Raw genomic sequence first — 15,845 nt, 5'->3', positions numbered from 1 at the left:
CCGCGGCGCGCAGCCGACGGCGCTATCCGACGGGCCGCCGCGCCCGCCAGATCAGGTACAGAGCGGACGCGCCGGCCGCCACCCGGAGGACGACCGGCCACTCACCACTGATCGCCGCGCCCATGCCGTGCGCCGCGATCGGGGAGCTCCAGCGGCCGTTGGCGCGCCCCCACAGCCAGACGAGGCCGCCGGCCACGGTCAGCCCGGGCAGTCCCAGCACCGCCCACTTCGCCTCCAGCCGGCTCAGGCGGCGGGAGCTGTACGCGAGGAGCCAGCCGACGGCGAGCACGATGAGATTGCCGAGAACCGCGCCGACGACCAGAGCGAGGGCGGCGAGCAGCAGGAACGGGCTGGAGAAGCCGCGCGTCGCGACGGCCGGCTCCGCCACCACCGGGGCCCGGCGGCGGAGCCGGAATCGGCGGCGCGGGCCTGACTCCCGGACGGGCTCTTCGCTGACGGGGGCTTCCTCGACCGACGTGTCATACACGGACGCGTCGACCACGGATTCGTCGTCGAAGTCGGCGTCGAAGTCGGCGTCGAAGTCGGCGTCGATATCGGCGTCGCCCGCCTCACCGCGGGGCCGGGTCTTCCGCCGCGCCGGCGGGCGCAGTATCTCGGGGATCTCCACCCCACCGGTGAAACCGGGCACCGCGTCGCCGGGGCCGAAGCTGTCCGTATCGATGCGCCACCAGTCGGGCTCACTGCCGGACGAGCCGAGTTCGTCCTCCCCGGCCAGGTGAGGTGGCAGCGCGGCGGTCGACCGGGGCGACGGTTCGGCCTTCTCGTTCCGGCGCGGGCGTGGCACCCGGCGGGCCCGGTCCCGTGCGCCGCGCTCCCGTGCGACCCGCCGCCGTGCGCCCCGCCCCGGGTCATCGCCGGTGGTGGCCCCGGAGTCCGGTCCGGCACTCTGGGTGCGGGGCAGTCCGCCGCCCACCGCAGCAGCGACCTGATCGGCGGGGGTGCCCAGGGCGCCGAGGATCCGCAGCACGGCGGCGGTGTCCTCGCCGTCGGGCCGGGCGCGCTGCCGGTCGATCTCGCTGCGGAGCGAGGAGACGAGCCGCATCCGGTCGCCGGAGGTCAGCTGTCGCTGGGCCAGGTCGCCGACCCGGCTCAGATAGTCGTAGACGAGTTGATCGCTCTCGATCCCCACGGACTCGCTCCCCTTCCCGCCGCCTGTTCCGACGGTAGCGCCCCGACCCGGGCGCGGCCGTTCTTGGAAGCCGGTGTCCAACTTCTCGTCCGCCGCCGGGGCCGAAGTCGGCGGACCGGCGTGGGGCGATGCGCCATCCCCCCGCAAATCTCAGTAACGTGGACCGGATGGGGACCGGGGTCAGCTCTATGGGAGGCGCACGTGCCGGAACGAACACACAGCACGCCACCGCGCACCCTCGCCGAGGCCTTGCGCACGCGTGACGACGCGTCACTCGAGGCCCTGCTGAGAGCGCGGCCGGATCTGCTGACGCCGGTGCCCGGCGACATCGGCGCGCTCGCCACCCGGGCGGGAACCCGCGCTTCGGTGATCCGGGCACTGGAACACCTCGACCGGTTCACCCTGCAGACCGCGGAGGCACTGGCCGTCGCGCCCGATCCCGCCCCGTATCCGGCGCTGCTCGCCCTGATGGGCGGTGACGACTGCGACCCGGTCGTCGAGGCCGAACTGCCCGGCGCGGTCGGGGTGCTGCGGGAACAGGCGCTGATCTGGGGCGCGGACGACCGGCTGCGGTTGGTGCGCACCGCCCGCGAACTGCTCGCCCCCTCCCCCACGCACCCGTCGCCGACCGGTCTCGGCCCGACCGTGGCCGAGGCCACCGTCGGGATGTCACCGGGCCGCGTTCAGGAGATCGTCACCGCGGTGGGCCTCTCGGGCACCCACGACTCGGTGTCCGCGGTGGCCGCGCTGACCGCGCTCTTCACCGACCGGCAGCGGATGTCCGCGCTGCTCGACGAGGCCCCGGTGGAGTCCCTGAACGTGCTGAGCAGGCTGGTCTGGGGGCCCCCGTACGGAGAGGTGACGGCCGACCCGACCCGTCCGGTGCGCTGGCTGCGCGACCACGGTCTGCTGTTGCCCGCGAGCGCCCGCACGGTCGTGCTCCCCCGGGAGGCCGCCCTGCATCTGCGCGCCGGACGCGCGCACCGGTCCACCGAGCCGCGGCCGCCCACCGTCGCGCCCGCCCGGGACTACGGTCCACAGGCTGTGGACGCGGCGGCGGCCGGACAGGCATTCGTCGCGCTCGACACCATCGAGGAGCTCCTCAAGGACTGGAACGAGGGCGGCCCCGCCGTACTCCGCTCCGGCGGCCTCAGCGTCCGCGACCTCAAGCGCACCGCGGCCGCGCTCGACTGCACCGAGCAGCTGGCCGCGTTCTGGGTCGAACTCGCTTACGCCGCCGGCCTGTTGGCCACCGACGGGGGTGGGGGTACCTCCCGTGCCCTTAAGGCAACGGGGGACGACGAGCGGTTCGCCGCCACCCCGTTCTACGACGCCTGGCTGGAATCCCCCGCCCAGGACCGCTGGGCCGACCTGGTCACCGCCTGGCTCACCGCGACCCGGACCCCGGGCCTGATCGGCGGCCTCGACGCGAAGGGCCGCGCCCTGTCGACGCTGGGCCCGGACCTGGACCGCTCGGCCGCCCCCGAGGTGCGCCGCAGGGTGCTGGCCCTGATGGCCACCCTCCCCGCGGGCACCGCGCCCGAGCCGGAATCGCTGCTGGCCCGGCTCCGCTGGGAACGCCCGGTGCGCGGCACCACCGCGGGCCGCGGCGCCGGGCAGAGCTCGGCGGCCGACATCGCCGCCGCCCGGTACTCGCACGGCGCCACCGCGGTCGGCGATCTGCGCTCCCGGATCGCCCAGTGGACGATGAACGAGACGGAGCTGCTCGGCATCACCGGCCGCGGCGCCCTCGCCACGCACGGCAGGGCGCTGCTGGGCGGCGCGGAACCGGGTGGCGGCGCCGGGCCCACCGCCGCCCCCACCTCGGCCGAACTCACCACGGCCCGCGCCCGCGCCGCCGAGGCACTGGCCCCGCTCATCCCTGTCCCGCTGGACCACGTCCTGCTCCAGGCCGACCTCACCGCCGTCGCGCCCGGCCCGCTGGAACGCCCGCTCGCCGAGCTGCTCGGCGTCGCCGCCGACATCGAGTCCAAAGGCGGCGCCACCGTCTACCGCTTCACCGGGGGCTCGGTGCGCCGCGCGCTGGACGCCGGGCAGACGGCGTCCGATCTGCACGCCTTCCTTGCCACCCACAGCCGTACGCCGGTACCGCAGCCGCTGACGTACCTCATCGACGACGTGGCGAGGCGCCACGGTCATCTGCGGGTCGGCGCCGCGTCCTCGTACGTGCGCTGCGACGACGACGCGGTGCTCAGCGAGATCCTGGCCGACACCCGTTCCCAGTCTCTGCGGCTGCGCCGGCTCGCGCCCACCGTGCTGGCCGCCCAGGCCGACCCCGGCGAACTGCTCGAAGGGCTCCGCTCGATGGGCTTCGCGCCCGCCGCCGAGTCGGCCGAGGGGGACGTCCTGATCACCCGGGCCGACGCCTACCGCACGCCGCCCCGCAGCGCCCCCGTTCCCGTCCCGGAGGGCCCGCCGGTCCCCGACGACACGCTGCTCGGTGCGGCGCTGCGGGCGATCAGGGCCGGTGACACGGCTGCCACCGTGGTCCACAAACCGGTGCCCGAGCAGGGCGACCTGCCCCGCACCCCGGCGGCCGAGACGCTCGCCACCGTCCAGGCCGCGGCGATGACCGGGGCGGCGCTCTGGATCGGTTACGTCAACGCCGACGGTGCGGCCAGCCGACGGGTGATCGCACCGGTCCGCGTCGAGGGCGGTTTCGTCACCGCGTACGACCACACCGCCGACGACGTCCGTACGTATCCGCTGCACCGCATCACGGGCGTGGCCGAGCTCACCGACGACCCGGCCTGAGCGAGCGCCACCAGGCAGCGGGCGCGGACTTCTTCGCGGCAGGCCCGCGCTTCTCCGAGGCGGGCCGGAGTTTTTTCAGGGCGGGCCATCGCTTCTCCGGTGCCGGCCGCCGCTTCTTCGGGTCGGGCCGCCGCTCCGAAGCCGGTCCCGCCGGCCCGCCGGAGCGCTGCCACCAGTGGTGCCGACGTGGATGCAGGGCCCTCCCGAGCCGCCGCCCCAGCAGCAGGTAGCCGACCAGGGCGCCGGCGGTATTGAGGATCACATCGTCGATGTCGAAGGCGCGACCCTCGACCAGAGCGCCCTGCGCCGCCTCGACCAGCAGCATCACCACGGCGGTCACCAGCACCACCCGCAGCGGACCGCGCGCCTTGGGGATCAGTACCGGCAGCAGCACCCCGAAGGGCACGCCGAGCAGCAGATTGCCGCCGATCTGCTTGACCGTGTCGCGGAAGGCCGGCTGGTCCAGGTACATCCGGATCGAATCGCCGGGACGCAGATTGGTGTGGGTGAGGTCCACCGACGCGGCCGAGGGCTGCAGGGTGACCTTGGCCAGCGCCACCGCGAACCCCACCATGCACACGAATCCCACCAACAGCACGAGCATGCGCAGTACTGCGGACGGCCAAGTGCGGCGCTGCAGCCGCGGTTCGGATTCCATGCGACCGCGTCTACCCCCGCCCCGGCACGGCAGTCGGCCGCACGCAGGTGTCTCGGACCTTCCGCACCGCGCCGTCCGCCGCCGTCATGCGGCACACTGGAGGTTTGGCTGTCACGGGAAGGACTCCACGCGTGAACGGACCACTCATCGTCCAGAGCGACAAAACGCTCCTCCTGGAGGTGGACCACGACCAGGCGGACGCCTGCCGTCGTGCCATCGCGCCGTTCGCCGAGCTGGAGCGTGCGCCCGAGCACATCCACACCTACCGGCTGACCCCGCTCGGCCTGTGGAACGCCCGTGCGGCGGGCCATGACGCCGAGCAGGTCGTCGACGCGCTGGTCGAGTTCTCCCGGTATCCGGTCCCGCACGCCCTCCTGGTGGACGTCGCCGAGACGATGGCCCGCTACGGGCGGCTCACCCTCTCCAAGCACCCGGTGCACGGCCTCGTCCTCACCTCGACCGACCGCCCGGTGCTGGAGGAGATCCTCCGTTCCAAGAAGGTCGCCCCGCTGGTCGGCGCCCGTCTCGACCCGGACACCGTCTCCGTGCACCCCTCGGAGCGCGGCCAGATCAAGCAGACCCTGCTGAAGCTGGGCTGGCCCGCCGAGGACCTGGCCGGGTACGTCGACGGTGAGGCCCATCAGATCGACCTGGCGGAGGACGGCTGGACTCTGCGCCCGTACCAGAAGCAGGCCGTCGAGAACTTCTGGCACGGCGGATCCGGTGTCGTCGTACTGCCCTGCGGTGCGGGAAAGACACTGGTCGGCGCCGCCGCGATGGCGGAGGCCAAGGCGACGACGCTGATCCTGGTCACCAACACGGTCTCGGCCCGGCAGTGGAAGCACGAGCTGGTGAACCGGACGTCCCTCACCGAGGACGAGATCGGCGAGTACAGCGGTACGAAGAAGGAGATCCGCCCGGTCACCATCGCCACCTACCAGGTGCTGACGACCCGCAGGAAGGGCATCTACCCGCACCTGGAGCTCTTCGACTCCCGCGACTGGGGGCTGGTCGTCTACGACGAGGTCCATCTGCTGCCCGCACCGGTCTTCAAGTTCACCGCCGACCTGCAGGCCAGGCGCCGGCTCGGGCTGACCGCGACGCTGGTCCGCGAGGACGGCCGCGAGTCGGACGTCTTCTCGCTGATCGGGCCCAAGCGGTTCGACGCGCCGTGGAAGGAGATCGAGGCGCAGGGCTACATCGCGCCCGCCGACTGCGTCGAGGTCCGGGTCAACCTCACCGACACGGAGCGGCTGGCCTACGCGACGGCCGAGGCCGACGAGAAGTACCGCTTCTGCGCGACGACCGCGACGAAGCGCAAGGTCACCGAGGCACTGGTCCGCAAACACCGGGGCGAGCAGACCCTGGTCATCGGCCAGTACATCGACCAGCTCGACGAGCTGGGCGAGCATCTGGACGCTCCGGTGATCAAGGGCGAGACGTCGAACGTGCAGCGCGAGAAGCTGTTCGGGGCGTTCCGGGAGGGCGAGATCAGTGTGCTCGTCGTCTCGAAGGTCGCGAACTTCTCGATCGACCTGCCCGAGGCGACGGTCGCCATCCAGGTCTCCGGCACGTTCGGTTCGCGCCAGGAGGAGGCGCAGCGGCTGGGCCGGGTACTGCGCCCCAAGGCGGACGGACACGAGGCCCGCTTCTACTCGGTGGTCGCCCGGGACACCATCGACCAGGACTTCGCGGCGCACCGCCAGCGGTTCCTGGCGGAGCAGGGTTACGCGTACCGGATTGTGGACGCGGACGATCTGCTGACGGGGTCGGGCGACGAGACGGCGGCGTGAGCGCGGGCTGTCGGCCTCAGCCGCCGTACTCGCCGAGGATGACCACGCTGAACGCGGCGGAGACGAAGGCCTTGACCGCGCGGAGCGCGGTGGTTGCTGTGTTCATGCCTCCCATGATGGTTTCCGGCCGGCTTCAGCGCGTCGGGCTGAGGGCGGAACGCCAGGGGTGGCCGCGTACGACTCAGGACCCATGCGGTCCCCTACGGGGGAACGACCGGGGCGCCGCTCCGGGGTGATCCCATCACCCCGGAGCGGCGCCTCAGATCATGCGCCGGTGCTGTCACCGGTCGGTGATTACGGGAAGACCAGCTTCCAGTCGTTGATGTAGCCGGTGTCTCCGGAGTAGACGTCCTGCACGCGCAGTTTCCAGGTGCCGGCGGCGGCCACCGAGGAGGCGTCGACCGTCCAGGTCCCGGTGACGTTGTCCGCCGAGTCGTAGGCGCTCGAGTCCTTCAGCCGGGCGTACGCGCCGTTCGGTGCCACCAGGTCCACGACGAGGTCGCCGCGGTAGGTGTGCCTGATGTCGACCGATACCTGGAGGTTGCTCGGGGCCGCGCCGCTGATACCGGTCACGCTGATGTTCGATGCGGCTGAGCCGTACCCGTCCGGGATGTTCACGTTGTTGCTGTTCTCGAAGGTGCCGTTACCGGGGTCTCCGGGGTCGCCCGGGTCGCCACCGCCGTCCCTCGAACCGACGTTGACGCCGGCCCAGGCGTTCTCGACGCCCTTGTACTCGGCCGAGCTGGAGCCGTAGAGCGCGGCCGCGGCGGCGAGGGTGCCGGTGCGGGCGGACGCGTAGTTGGTGGTCGACGTGAACTGCTCGGTCAGCGCCTTGTACCAGATCTGCAGCGCCTTGTCCCGGCCTATGCCGGTGACCGGGAGCCCGTCGGAGGTCGGCGAGTTGTAGGAGACGCCGTTGACGACCTTGGACCCGCTGCCCTCGGAGAGCAGGTAGAAGAAGTGGTTGGCGACACCCGAGGAGTAGTGGACGTCCTTGTTGCCGACGCCGGAGGACCAGTAGTCGGCCGAGCCGCCGTCCTTGCTGGGCTGGTCCATGTAGCGCAGCGGGGTGCCGTCGCCGTTGATGTCGATCTTCTCGCCGATGAGGTAGTCACCCTTGTCGGACGAGTTGTTGGCGTACCACTCGACACCGGTGCCGAAGATGTCCGACGTGCCCTCGTTGAGGCCACCGGACTCGCCGCTGTAGTTGAGTCCCGCGGTGGCGGCGGTGACGCCGTGCGACATCTCGTGGCCGGCCACGTCCAGGGCGGTCAGCGGGTCGTTGTTGCCGGAGCCGTCGCCGTACGTCATGCAGAAGCAGCTGTCGTCCCAGAAGGCGTTGACGTAGCTGTTGCCGTAGTGCACCCGGGAGTAGGCGGCGACACCGTCACCGCGGATGCCGTTGCGGCCGAAGGTGTTCTTGTAGAAGTCCCACGTCTCGGCGGCGCCGTAGTGGGCGTCGGCGGCCGCGGTCTGGGCGTTGCCGTTGGTGCCGTCGCCCCAGACGTTGTCGGAGTCCGTGACGAGGCTGCCGGTGCCGGACGTCCCGTGGTTCAGGTTGTACGTCTTGTGGCCGCCGCGAACCGTGTCGTTGAGCGAGTACGACGAGCCGGAACCCGAGGTGCTCAGCGAGACCGTGCCGCTGTACCGGGTGTTGCCGGTACCGGTGGCGTTCTCGATGGCCTGCCACTGGTAGATCTTCTTGCCGGTGGCGGCGTCGGTGACGACGTGCAGCTGGTTCGGGGTGCCGTCGTCCTGGAGGCCGCCGACCACGGTCTCGTAGGCGAGGGTGGGCTTGCCCTTGGCCATCCAGACCACCTTGCGGGGGGCCCGGTCGGCGGTGGTCTTCTTCGAACCGGCGTCGGCGGCGAGGCTCAGCGCCTTCTTCTCGGCCGTCGCCGGCTTCACGGTGGCCGTGGTGTCGACGTTCTTCAGCCGCGTGCTGACCGCGCGGGTGACCCCGTTGGTCTTTCCGGACTTGGCGGTGTCCACCACCAAGTCGCCGCCGAGGACCGGAAGGCCGTCGTAGGTGCGCTCGTAGCGGGTGTGCGCGGTACCGTCCCGGTCCTGGACGACGTCCTTGACGACCAGTTTCTCCTTGGCGCCCAGGCCGAGGTCCTTGGCCGTGTCCGCCTTGGTGGCGTTGGCGTCACGTATCAGCTCGGCACGCTGGGATGGGGTGAGCTTGGCGGGCAGCGCGCCCGTGTCGACCTTGCCGACCAGCGGTATGGGCCTCTTGTGCGCGGCAGCCGCGTTCGAGTCCGCGGAGGCCGCTCCCGTCTGCACCGCTACGGAGAGCATCGCGGCGACGGCCACGAGGGCGCCGGTAGCAGCAGCGCGCCTGCGCCCGCCGGTGGGGACATGGGAGGGGTGTCTGTGAGACGTACTCAACACTGGCTCCTTCTGCCTGACCGTGGGTCGCACGGTCGTCGACAACCGGGCGGCGGGGTGGCCGTCCGGCCAGAACTGTGCGGGAGCCCGGACTGGCGGACCGGTGTCCCGCTGCGTGCTGCACCTGGCGGCCACGGACAGCAGGCGAACAGTCGTTCGTGACGTGAACCGACTGTGCGAGTTGTGTGACGGCCGGGGGAAGAATGACATTCCGGGACCCGAATTGACAGGGTCACATCAGAGGTTTGGCTGAAAACCTTCCCCGCCTGCCGGCCCGGTCGACCCGGTCGGTCCGGTCCGGTCGGAGAGGACAAGACCCCCGCGGCCGGAGGCTCCGGGAGGAGCGGGGACAAAACCGTTCGCCCGAGCACAAGCCACCGCACTACAATCACCGCTCCCCCACCGCGCCATGACCACCCGCACCCCCGCCGGAGGCAACACCGTGCCCACGCACGCGCAGGACCAGCAGGACATGGCCACCCAGGACAACCCACTCGCCCGGGAGCGCGCCCATCTCACCGCGTCCCGAGCCGCGCTGCGCGCCATGCGGGAGGACGCGGAAGGTCTCGACATCCGCGACGTCACCGCGAACTGGGTCAACGCGGCCGTGCTGCAGGCCCAGATCACCGACCGGATCAAGGCCCTCGCCGACCTCTCGCACACCCCCCTCTTCTTCGGCCGGCTCGACTACCTGCACGCCCCGGGCGCCGACCTGGCGGAAGGCGCCGAGGGGGAGAGGTTCTACATCGGGCGGCGGCATGTGCACGACGGGGACGGCGACCCGATGGTCATCGACTGGCGGGCCCCCGTCTCGCAGCCCTTCTACCGGGCGTCCTCGAAGAACCCGCTGGACGTCGGGTTGCGGCGCCGGTTCGGTTACACCGCCGGTGAGCTCACCGCGTACGAGGACGAGCACCTCACCGACCCCGGCGAAACCGCCCGGACCAGCAAGCTGCTGCAGACGGAGATCGAGCGGCCGCGCGTGGGCCCGATGCGGGACATCGTGGCGACGATCCAGCCCGAACAGGACGAGATCGTACGGTCGGAGCTCGGCGGGACGGTCTGTGTGCAGGGCGGGCCCGGTACCGGGAAGACCGCCGTGGGGCTGCACCGCGTCGCGTATCTCCTCTACGCGCACCGCGACCGGCTGGCCCGTACCGGCACCCTGGTCATCGGGCCGAACAAGTCCTTCCTGCACTACATCGAGCAGGTGCTGCCCGCGCTCGGCGAGTTGGAGGTCAAGCAGGCGACGGTCGACGACCTGGTGACGGGCGTCGAGGTCCGGTGCACGGACGAGGCCGCCGCCGCGGTCATCAAGGGCGACGCGAGGATGGCCGAGGTGCTGCGCCGGGCGCTGCGGTCGCATGTGACCCTGCCGGCCGAACCGGCCGTGGTGGTGCGCGGTTCGCGCCGCTGGCGCGTCCCGGCATACGAACTGCAGGAGATCGTCGACGAGTTGCTGACGCGGGACATCCGTTACGGAGCCGCCCACGACGCCCTCCCGCAGCGCATCGCGCACGCCGTGCTGGTCCGGATGGAGCAGGCCGGCGAGGCGCCCGACGACCGGGTGCAGGACGCGGTGGCCCGGAACCCCGCGGTGAAGGCCGTGGTCAAGGCGGTGTGGCCGGTGGTCGATCCGGCGAAGCTGGTGCTGCGGCTGCTGTCCGACGGGGAGTTCCTCGCCACCCACGCGGCGGGGATCCTCAGCGACGACGAGCAGAAGACCATCCTGTGGGTGAAACCGGCCCGGTCCGTGAAGTCCGCCAAGTGGTCAGCTGCGGATGCGGTACTGATCGACGAGGCCGGTGACCTGGTGGCCCGTACGCACTCGCTCGGCCATGTGGTGCTCGACGAGGCGCAGGACCTCTCGCCGATGCAGTACCGCGCGGTGGGCCGCCGCTGCACCACCGGATCGGCCACCGTGCTCGGCGACCTGGCGCAGGGCACCACGCCGTGGGCCACCGCGAGCTGGGACGAGGCGCTGCGGCACCTCGGCAAGGGGGACGCACTGGTGGAGGAGCTGACGGCCGGTTTCCGGGTGCCGCGCGAGGTCATCGCCTACGCCTCGCGGCTGCTCCCCCACATGTCGCCCGGGCTCGCCCCGGTCTCGTCGGTGCGGGAGAACCCGGGCTCGCTGGACGTCCGGGCGACGGACGATCTGGACGCCGCGGCCGTCACCGCCTGCCGGGACTCGCTGCGCCACGAAGGCTCGACCGGGCTGATCGCGGCCGACGCGAGGATTCCCGCGCTGGCCGCCGCACTCGACGCGGCGGGGCTCGCATACCTGGACCCGGGCGAGGAGACCAGCGCGGAGGCCCGGCTGACCCTGGTCCCGGCCTCGCTGGCCAAGGGCCTGGAGTACGACTACGTGGTACTGGACGAACCGGCCGCGGTGGTCGACGGCGAACCCGACGAACGGACCGGGCTGCGCCGTCTGTACGTCGCGCTCACCCGGGCCGTTTCCGGGCTGATCGTCACGCACCGGGCGCCGCTGCCGGAGCAACTCGGCTGACCGGGCTCAGCCGTCCAGCACCGACCGCCACTCGGCCACCGCACCCGCGTCGACCGGCCCGGCCCACCCGCGGGGCCGGGCCGCCCCACCGATGTGCACCGCGTCGATGCCGGCCGCGACGAGCCGGGGCAGGTGTTCGAGCCGCAACGCCCCGCCCACCATGATCTGCGCCTCGTAGCCCGGCTTCCCGGCTTGTGCGGCCTCCGCCTCCAGCGTGGGCAGCCCCTCCGAGACCCCGGACGCCGCGCCCGCGGTGAGGTAGGTGTCCAGGCCGGGCAGGCCGGCGAGTTCCTTCCGGAGCGCGTCACGGTCGGCAGCCCGGTCGATGGCTCGGTGGAACGTCCACCGGCAGCCGTTGATCTCCGTGATGATCCGCTCCATGGCGACCAGGTCGGGGCTGCCGCCGGCGTCCAGGAAACCGAGGACGAACTCCTCCGCACCCTCCGCGCGCAGCACCCGCGCCGACGCGAGCAGCTCGTCGATGTCCCCGGCGGCGAAACCGTCGGACAGACGCAGCATCACGCGCAGCGGGATGTCGACGGCCGCGCGGATCGCCGCGAACGTCTCAGGGGGCGGTGTCAGCCCGTCGGCCGCCATATCGGTGACCAGCTCAAGGCGGTCGGCCCCTCCGGCCTGGGCGGCGATCGCGTCCTGAGCGGAGAGCGCGATCACCTCCAGAACTGCGCGGTTACTCATCAGATCCCTATCTTCGAGGGCTACAGGTCTAGTCCAATGGACACCCTAAGGCCCGGCCTCCAGTCACCGCAGCCTGCCCCGCCATTGAAGGGGCCGCCCTGCCGGTGACCGGCCCGCCCTGCCGATGAACGGGCATCGCATCCGGTACAGGCCGCCGCGCACAATGGCCCCATGCCCGAAGACCTCACGTCCCGCTGGCGTCACACCCTCACCGCCGCCCGCGAGGGAGCCGGTGGCCCGGACCCGGCCCCGTACGCGGAAGAACTGCTCGCACGTTGGGCGGAGCCGCAGCGCCGCTACCACACCGCCACCCACCTGACCGCGGTCCTCGACCACGTCGACACCCTCGCCGAACACGCGGCCGACCCCGAAGCGGTCCGGCTCGCGGCCTGGTTCCACGACGCGGTCTACCGGCCCGACCGCTCGGAGAACGAGGAGCGCAGCGCACAGCTGGCGGAGCGCGCGCTCACCGAGGCACGGGTGCCCGGCGCGCGTACGGCCGAGGTCGCCCGGCTGGTCAGGCTGACCGTGAGCCACGATCCCCAGCCCGGCGACACCAACGGTGAGGTGCTGTGCGACGCCGATCTGGCGATCCTGGCGAGCAGCCCCGCCGACTACGCGGCGTACGCCGCCTCGATCCGCGACGAGTACTCCTTCGTCCCCGACCAGGCGTTCCGTGAGGGCCGCGCCGCGGTGCTGCGTCAACTGCTCGGGCTGCCGAGGCTGTTCCGTACGCCCTACGGAGCGGACCGGTGGGAGACCGCCGCCCGGCGGAACCTGGCGACGGAGCTGGAACTGCTCACCGTCTGACCCCCGACGCCCCGCCCATCCACCCCGCGCCGATCAGCGGCAGACGTCCCCACGGCTGCGGGCGTTGGCGAGCGCGGTGCGGGCGTCGAGCTGCTCGCGGGCGGTGGCCGTCCGTACCGCGTCGGCCGGGCAGTCCCACCCCCGGCCGCCCGCGGGCGGCCGCAGCCGCAGCGTCGCGTCGCTGCGCCGCACGACCTCGCCGATCTCGCCGCACCGAGTGTCGATGACGTACGCGCCCTTCGTCGGCCCGCCGTCCGCCTCCTGGGCGTCAGTGCTCACCGTCATGCCCTGTTTCCTCCCCGTACTCCCCCGTCGCAATGCACAGCACCGGCATTCACCACCCGCCCGCGCGGGAATGCCGGCGGGAATGTCACCGTCCCGCACCGTGTTGGCGCCGGCATGCCCGACAACGCCACCCGTACCCGCATGCCACTCGCCGTCCACGTTCTCGGGCTCGCGGTCTTCGCACTCGGAACCAGTGAATTCATGCTCTCCGGATTGCTGCCCGACATCGCCGACGACATGCATGTCTCCATCCCGCGGGCCGGTCTGCTGATCTCGGCCTTCGCGATCGGAATGGTGGTCGGCGCCCCGCTGCTCGCGGTGGCGACCCTGCGGCTCCCCCGGCGCACCACGCTCATCGGCCTGATCACGGTGTTCGGCCTCGGCCAGGTGGCGGGTGCGCTGGCACCCAACTACGCGCTGCTCTTCGCCTCCCGGGTGATCAGCGCCCTCGCCTGTGCCGGTTTCTGGGCGGTCGGCGCCGCGGTGGCCATCGCGATGGTGCCGGTGAACGCCCGCGCGCGGGCCATGGCGGTCATGATCGGCGGGCTTTCGATAGCCAACGTCCTCGGCGTCCCCGCAGGTGCCTTCCTCGGCGAGAACCTGGGCTGGCGCTCGGCCTTCTGGGCGGTCGGCGCCGCCTCCGCGATCGCCCTGGTGGGGGTGGCGACGCTGATCCCCCGCATCCCGCTCCCCGATGCGAAACCGCGCCTGCGCGGCGAGCTGGCCATCTACCGGGACCGCCAGGTCTGGCTCTCCATCGTCGTCACCGCGCTGGCCGGGGGCGCCGTCTTCTGCGCGTTCAGCTACCTGGCGCCCCTGCTGACGGACGTCGCCGGCCTGGCCGACGGCTGGGTCCCGACGGTCCTCGCGCTCTTCGGGGTCGGCGCCCTGATCGGTACGGTCATCGGCGGCCGGGTCGCGGACGCGCACCTCTTCGGTGTGCTCCTCACCGGCATCGCCGCCTCGACGGTCTTCCTGGTCGCCCTCGCCCTGCTGGCGCACAGCCCGGTCGCGGCGGTGCTCTTGTCGTTCCTGCTGGGCACCTCGGCGTTCTACACCGCCCCCGCCCTCAACGCCCGGATATTCAACGTCGCGGGCGCCGCCCCCACACTGGCCGGCGCGACCACCACGGCCGCCTTCAACCTGGGCAACGCGGGCGGCCCCTGGCTGGGTGGAATGGTCATCAGCGCCGGCTTCGGCTTCGCGTCCACGGCCTGGGCGGGCGCGGCGATGGCGCTGGTGGCGCTCGGGGCGGTGACGGTGTCGCTGCGGCTGCACCGATCGCAGTCGCGGGTGGTCGCCCGGTCGACGGACCTCGCCACCGAGCCGGTCGGGGCGGACAGCGTCTGACGCCGCCGGGCCGCGGTTGCTGCGCTGTTCACTCGTCCGTGGGACGCTGAGGGAAGCGGCCCGCGCCGTGTTTCAGTCGATCTACGCTCGCCCTGTCGGGCCACCGGAGAAGGGAGTCGCGATGACCGCCGCGATGGCCGAGAACGACCGCACGCCGCACTGCCGGCCGTGGGACGACCTGCTGCATGCCTGGCGGGAGCTGGACGTGCCCGAGGGGTGGCGCGCCGAGATCGACGGAGGGCAGATCCTCGTGGTACCGCCGCCACACGCACACCACAACGGCATCGCTGAGTCGGTTCAGCGGGTGCTTTACCGCACGCTGCCCGAGGAGCTCGGGGTCTATCAGACCCTCGGCATCCATATCGCCCCCCTCGGCAAACTGTACGTACCGGATCTGGTCATCATGCCCCGCGCGCTGATCGCCGCCGCCGATCCGGACATCAGCGACCCGGTGGACGCGGCCGAGGCGCTGCTGGTCGTCGAGATCACCTCGAAGAGCAACGCCAAGGACGACCGGACCAAGAAGCTGTGGGCCTATGCCCATGCCCCCGTGCCCAGGTACCTGCTGATCGACCGTTTCGACGAGCACGGCCCGACGGCCACCCTGTTCGGCGGGCCGCAGAACGGGGCGTACAAGCACAGCGAGCGCATCCCCTTCGGGGAGCAGGTCAAGCTGCCGGAGCCGTTCGGCGGGGTGCTGGACACCGCGGCCTTCCCCGGCTGACGCGGCCGGGTCCTACGCGGGGCGGCCCTTCGGCCGGCGCAGACCGGCCGCTGTGAGCCTGCGCACGATCTCCTTCGAGCCGACCTCGACCGCCCCCGCCGCCACCGCGTCCGCGTACCGGTGCGACGGCACGTCGTAGTGATCGCGTTCGAACGCCCGTGGGGGGCAGCCGATCGACTCGGCGAAGGCGTGCAGTTCCTCGTAGGAGACGTCGCTGACCAGGTGCGACCACATGCGCCCGTGGCCCGGCCAGGTCGGCGGATCGATGTAGAGCGTCATGACAGCTTCCCGACCGGAGCCACGATCACGGCCTCCTTGACACACACCCAGTGCGGGTCCGGGCCCAACTCCGGCTCCACTTCCAGAGCGTGCGGGTCGGTACAGACCGGGCAGAGCGGCCAGCGGCCGAACCTTTCGAGGAGCGCGTCCTGGACGTCCTGGGCGACCAGGCCGGCAACGAACTCCGCGCCGGCCGGCCACTGCTCGACCCACCACCGCCGATGCGTCACCGCGTCCTCGACCAGCGAGACGACGTCGGCCTGGGCCACGCCACGCGCGGCGAGATCGGCGAGCACCAGCGCCCGCGCCACATGCAGGGACTGTTCCAGGGGCGATACGGGTTCCATGGCTCCATTGTCGCCCGGCCGGATTGTCGCCCGGCCGGATGACCTCCGGCCGGGACGGGAGGGCTTGACGATCCC

General features: G+C 72.1%; 13 protein-coding genes. 6 read left to right on the top strand and 7 right to left on the bottom strand.

Features of this window, described 5'->3' with window-relative positions; genetic code table 11:
• Positions 1 to 22 precede the first annotated feature (22 nt).
• Positions 23 to 1,150, bottom strand: coding sequence for a hypothetical protein (locus tag AB0M87_RS26245; RefSeq protein WP_365857031.1), 1,128 nt, complete (start codon positions 1,148 to 1,150; stop codon positions 23 to 25).
• A gap of 201 nt (positions 1,151 to 1,351) precedes the next feature.
• On the opposite strand from AB0M87_RS26245, the gene AB0M87_RS26240 reads away from it, so the two are divergent.
• Complete coding sequence (locus AB0M87_RS26240) at positions 1,352 to 3,925, top strand: helicase C-terminal domain-containing protein (protein WP_365857029.1); 2,574 nt, start codon at positions 1,352 to 1,354, stop codon at positions 3,923 to 3,925.
• Here AB0M87_RS26240 and AB0M87_RS26235 read toward each other — a convergent pair.
• Positions 3,906 to 4,583 carry a VanZ family protein gene (locus AB0M87_RS26235; protein ID WP_365857027.1) on the bottom strand — a complete coding sequence of 226 codons (678 nt, stop codon included), beginning with the start codon at positions 4,581 to 4,583 and terminating at the stop codon, positions 3,906 to 3,908. The genes AB0M87_RS26240 and AB0M87_RS26235 overlap by 20 nt on opposite strands.
• Before the next feature lie 131 nt (positions 4,584 to 4,714).
• Here AB0M87_RS26235 and AB0M87_RS26230 point away from each other — a divergent pair, with 131 nt between their 5' ends.
• Positions 4,715 to 6,376 (top strand): DNA repair helicase XPB, encoded by a 1,662-nt coding sequence (locus AB0M87_RS26230; RefSeq protein WP_365857025.1) that lies wholly within the window; start codon positions 4,715 to 4,717, stop codon positions 6,374 to 6,376.
• Between the two features lie 294 nt (positions 6,377 to 6,670).
• Here AB0M87_RS26230 and AB0M87_RS26225 read toward each other — a convergent pair whose 3' ends face one another.
• Complete coding sequence (locus AB0M87_RS26225) at positions 6,671 to 8,677, bottom strand: M4 family metallopeptidase (RefSeq protein ID WP_365857267.1); 2,007 nt, start codon at positions 8,675 to 8,677, stop codon at positions 6,671 to 6,673.
• A gap of 562 nt (positions 8,678 to 9,239) precedes the next feature.
• Here AB0M87_RS26225 and AB0M87_RS26220 point away from each other — a divergent pair.
• Positions 9,240 to 11,279: a UvrD-helicase domain-containing protein gene (locus tag AB0M87_RS26220; protein WP_365857265.1), complete on the top strand. Its 2,040-nt coding sequence runs from the start codon at positions 9,240 to 9,242 to the stop codon at positions 11,277 to 11,279.
• A gap of 6 nt (positions 11,280 to 11,285) precedes the next feature.
• Here AB0M87_RS26220 and AB0M87_RS26215 read toward each other — a convergent pair whose 3' ends face one another.
• Positions 11,286 to 11,975: a copper homeostasis protein CutC gene (locus AB0M87_RS26215; RefSeq protein ID WP_365857023.1), complete on the bottom strand. Its 690-nt coding sequence runs from the start codon at positions 11,973 to 11,975 to the stop codon at positions 11,286 to 11,288.
• A 171-nt stretch (positions 11,976 to 12,146) separates the two neighbouring features.
• Between AB0M87_RS26215 and AB0M87_RS26210 the strand changes: the two genes are divergently transcribed.
• Positions 12,147 to 12,785, top strand: a complete 639-nt coding sequence (locus tag AB0M87_RS26210; protein WP_365857021.1) for a hypothetical protein — start codon at positions 12,147 to 12,149, stop codon at positions 12,783 to 12,785.
• 33 nt (positions 12,786 to 12,818) lie between these two features.
• On the opposite strand, the gene AB0M87_RS26205 is transcribed toward AB0M87_RS26210, so the two are convergent.
• Positions 12,819 to 13,070 carry a hypothetical protein gene (locus AB0M87_RS26205; RefSeq protein WP_365857019.1) on the bottom strand — a complete coding sequence of 84 codons (252 nt, stop codon included), beginning with the start codon at positions 13,068 to 13,070 and terminating at the stop codon, positions 12,819 to 12,821.
• A gap of 141 nt (positions 13,071 to 13,211) precedes the next feature.
• Here AB0M87_RS26205 and AB0M87_RS26200 point away from each other — a divergent pair, with 141 nt between their 5' ends.
• Together AB0M87_RS26200 and AB0M87_RS26195 are read left to right on the top strand one after the other, a co-directional pair.
• Positions 13,212 to 14,420, top strand: coding sequence for a Cmx/CmrA family chloramphenicol efflux MFS transporter (locus AB0M87_RS26200; RefSeq protein ID WP_365857263.1), 1,209 nt, complete (start codon positions 13,212 to 13,214; stop codon positions 14,418 to 14,420).
• A 121-nt stretch (positions 14,421 to 14,541) separates the two neighbouring features.
• Positions 14,542 to 15,144, top strand: a complete 603-nt coding sequence (locus AB0M87_RS26195; protein WP_365857017.1) for a Uma2 family endonuclease — start codon at positions 14,542 to 14,544, stop codon at positions 15,142 to 15,144.
• 12 nt (positions 15,145 to 15,156) lie between these two features.
• On the opposite strand, the gene AB0M87_RS26190 is transcribed toward AB0M87_RS26195, so the two are convergent.
• Together AB0M87_RS26190 and AB0M87_RS26185 are read right to left on the bottom strand one after the other, a co-directional pair.
• Positions 15,157 to 15,423, bottom strand: coding sequence for a DUF4031 domain-containing protein (locus AB0M87_RS26190; protein WP_365857015.1), 267 nt, complete (start codon positions 15,421 to 15,423; stop codon positions 15,157 to 15,159).
• Positions 15,420 to 15,770: a hypothetical protein gene (locus AB0M87_RS26185; protein ID WP_365857013.1), complete on the bottom strand. Its 351-nt coding sequence runs from the start codon at positions 15,768 to 15,770 to the stop codon at positions 15,420 to 15,422. Before AB0M87_RS26185 ends, AB0M87_RS26190 begins: the two co-directional genes overlap by 4 nt.
• Between the last annotated feature and the right edge of the window lie 75 nt (positions 15,771 to 15,845).

Source organism: Streptomyces sp. NPDC051320 (assembly GCF_040682175.1).
Lineage (GTDB): Bacteria > Actinomycetota > Actinomycetes > Streptomycetales > Streptomycetaceae > Streptomyces.
The sequence above is the reverse complement of the archived record's forward strand: the minus strand, read 5'-3'. Positions and strand labels throughout refer to the sequence as shown.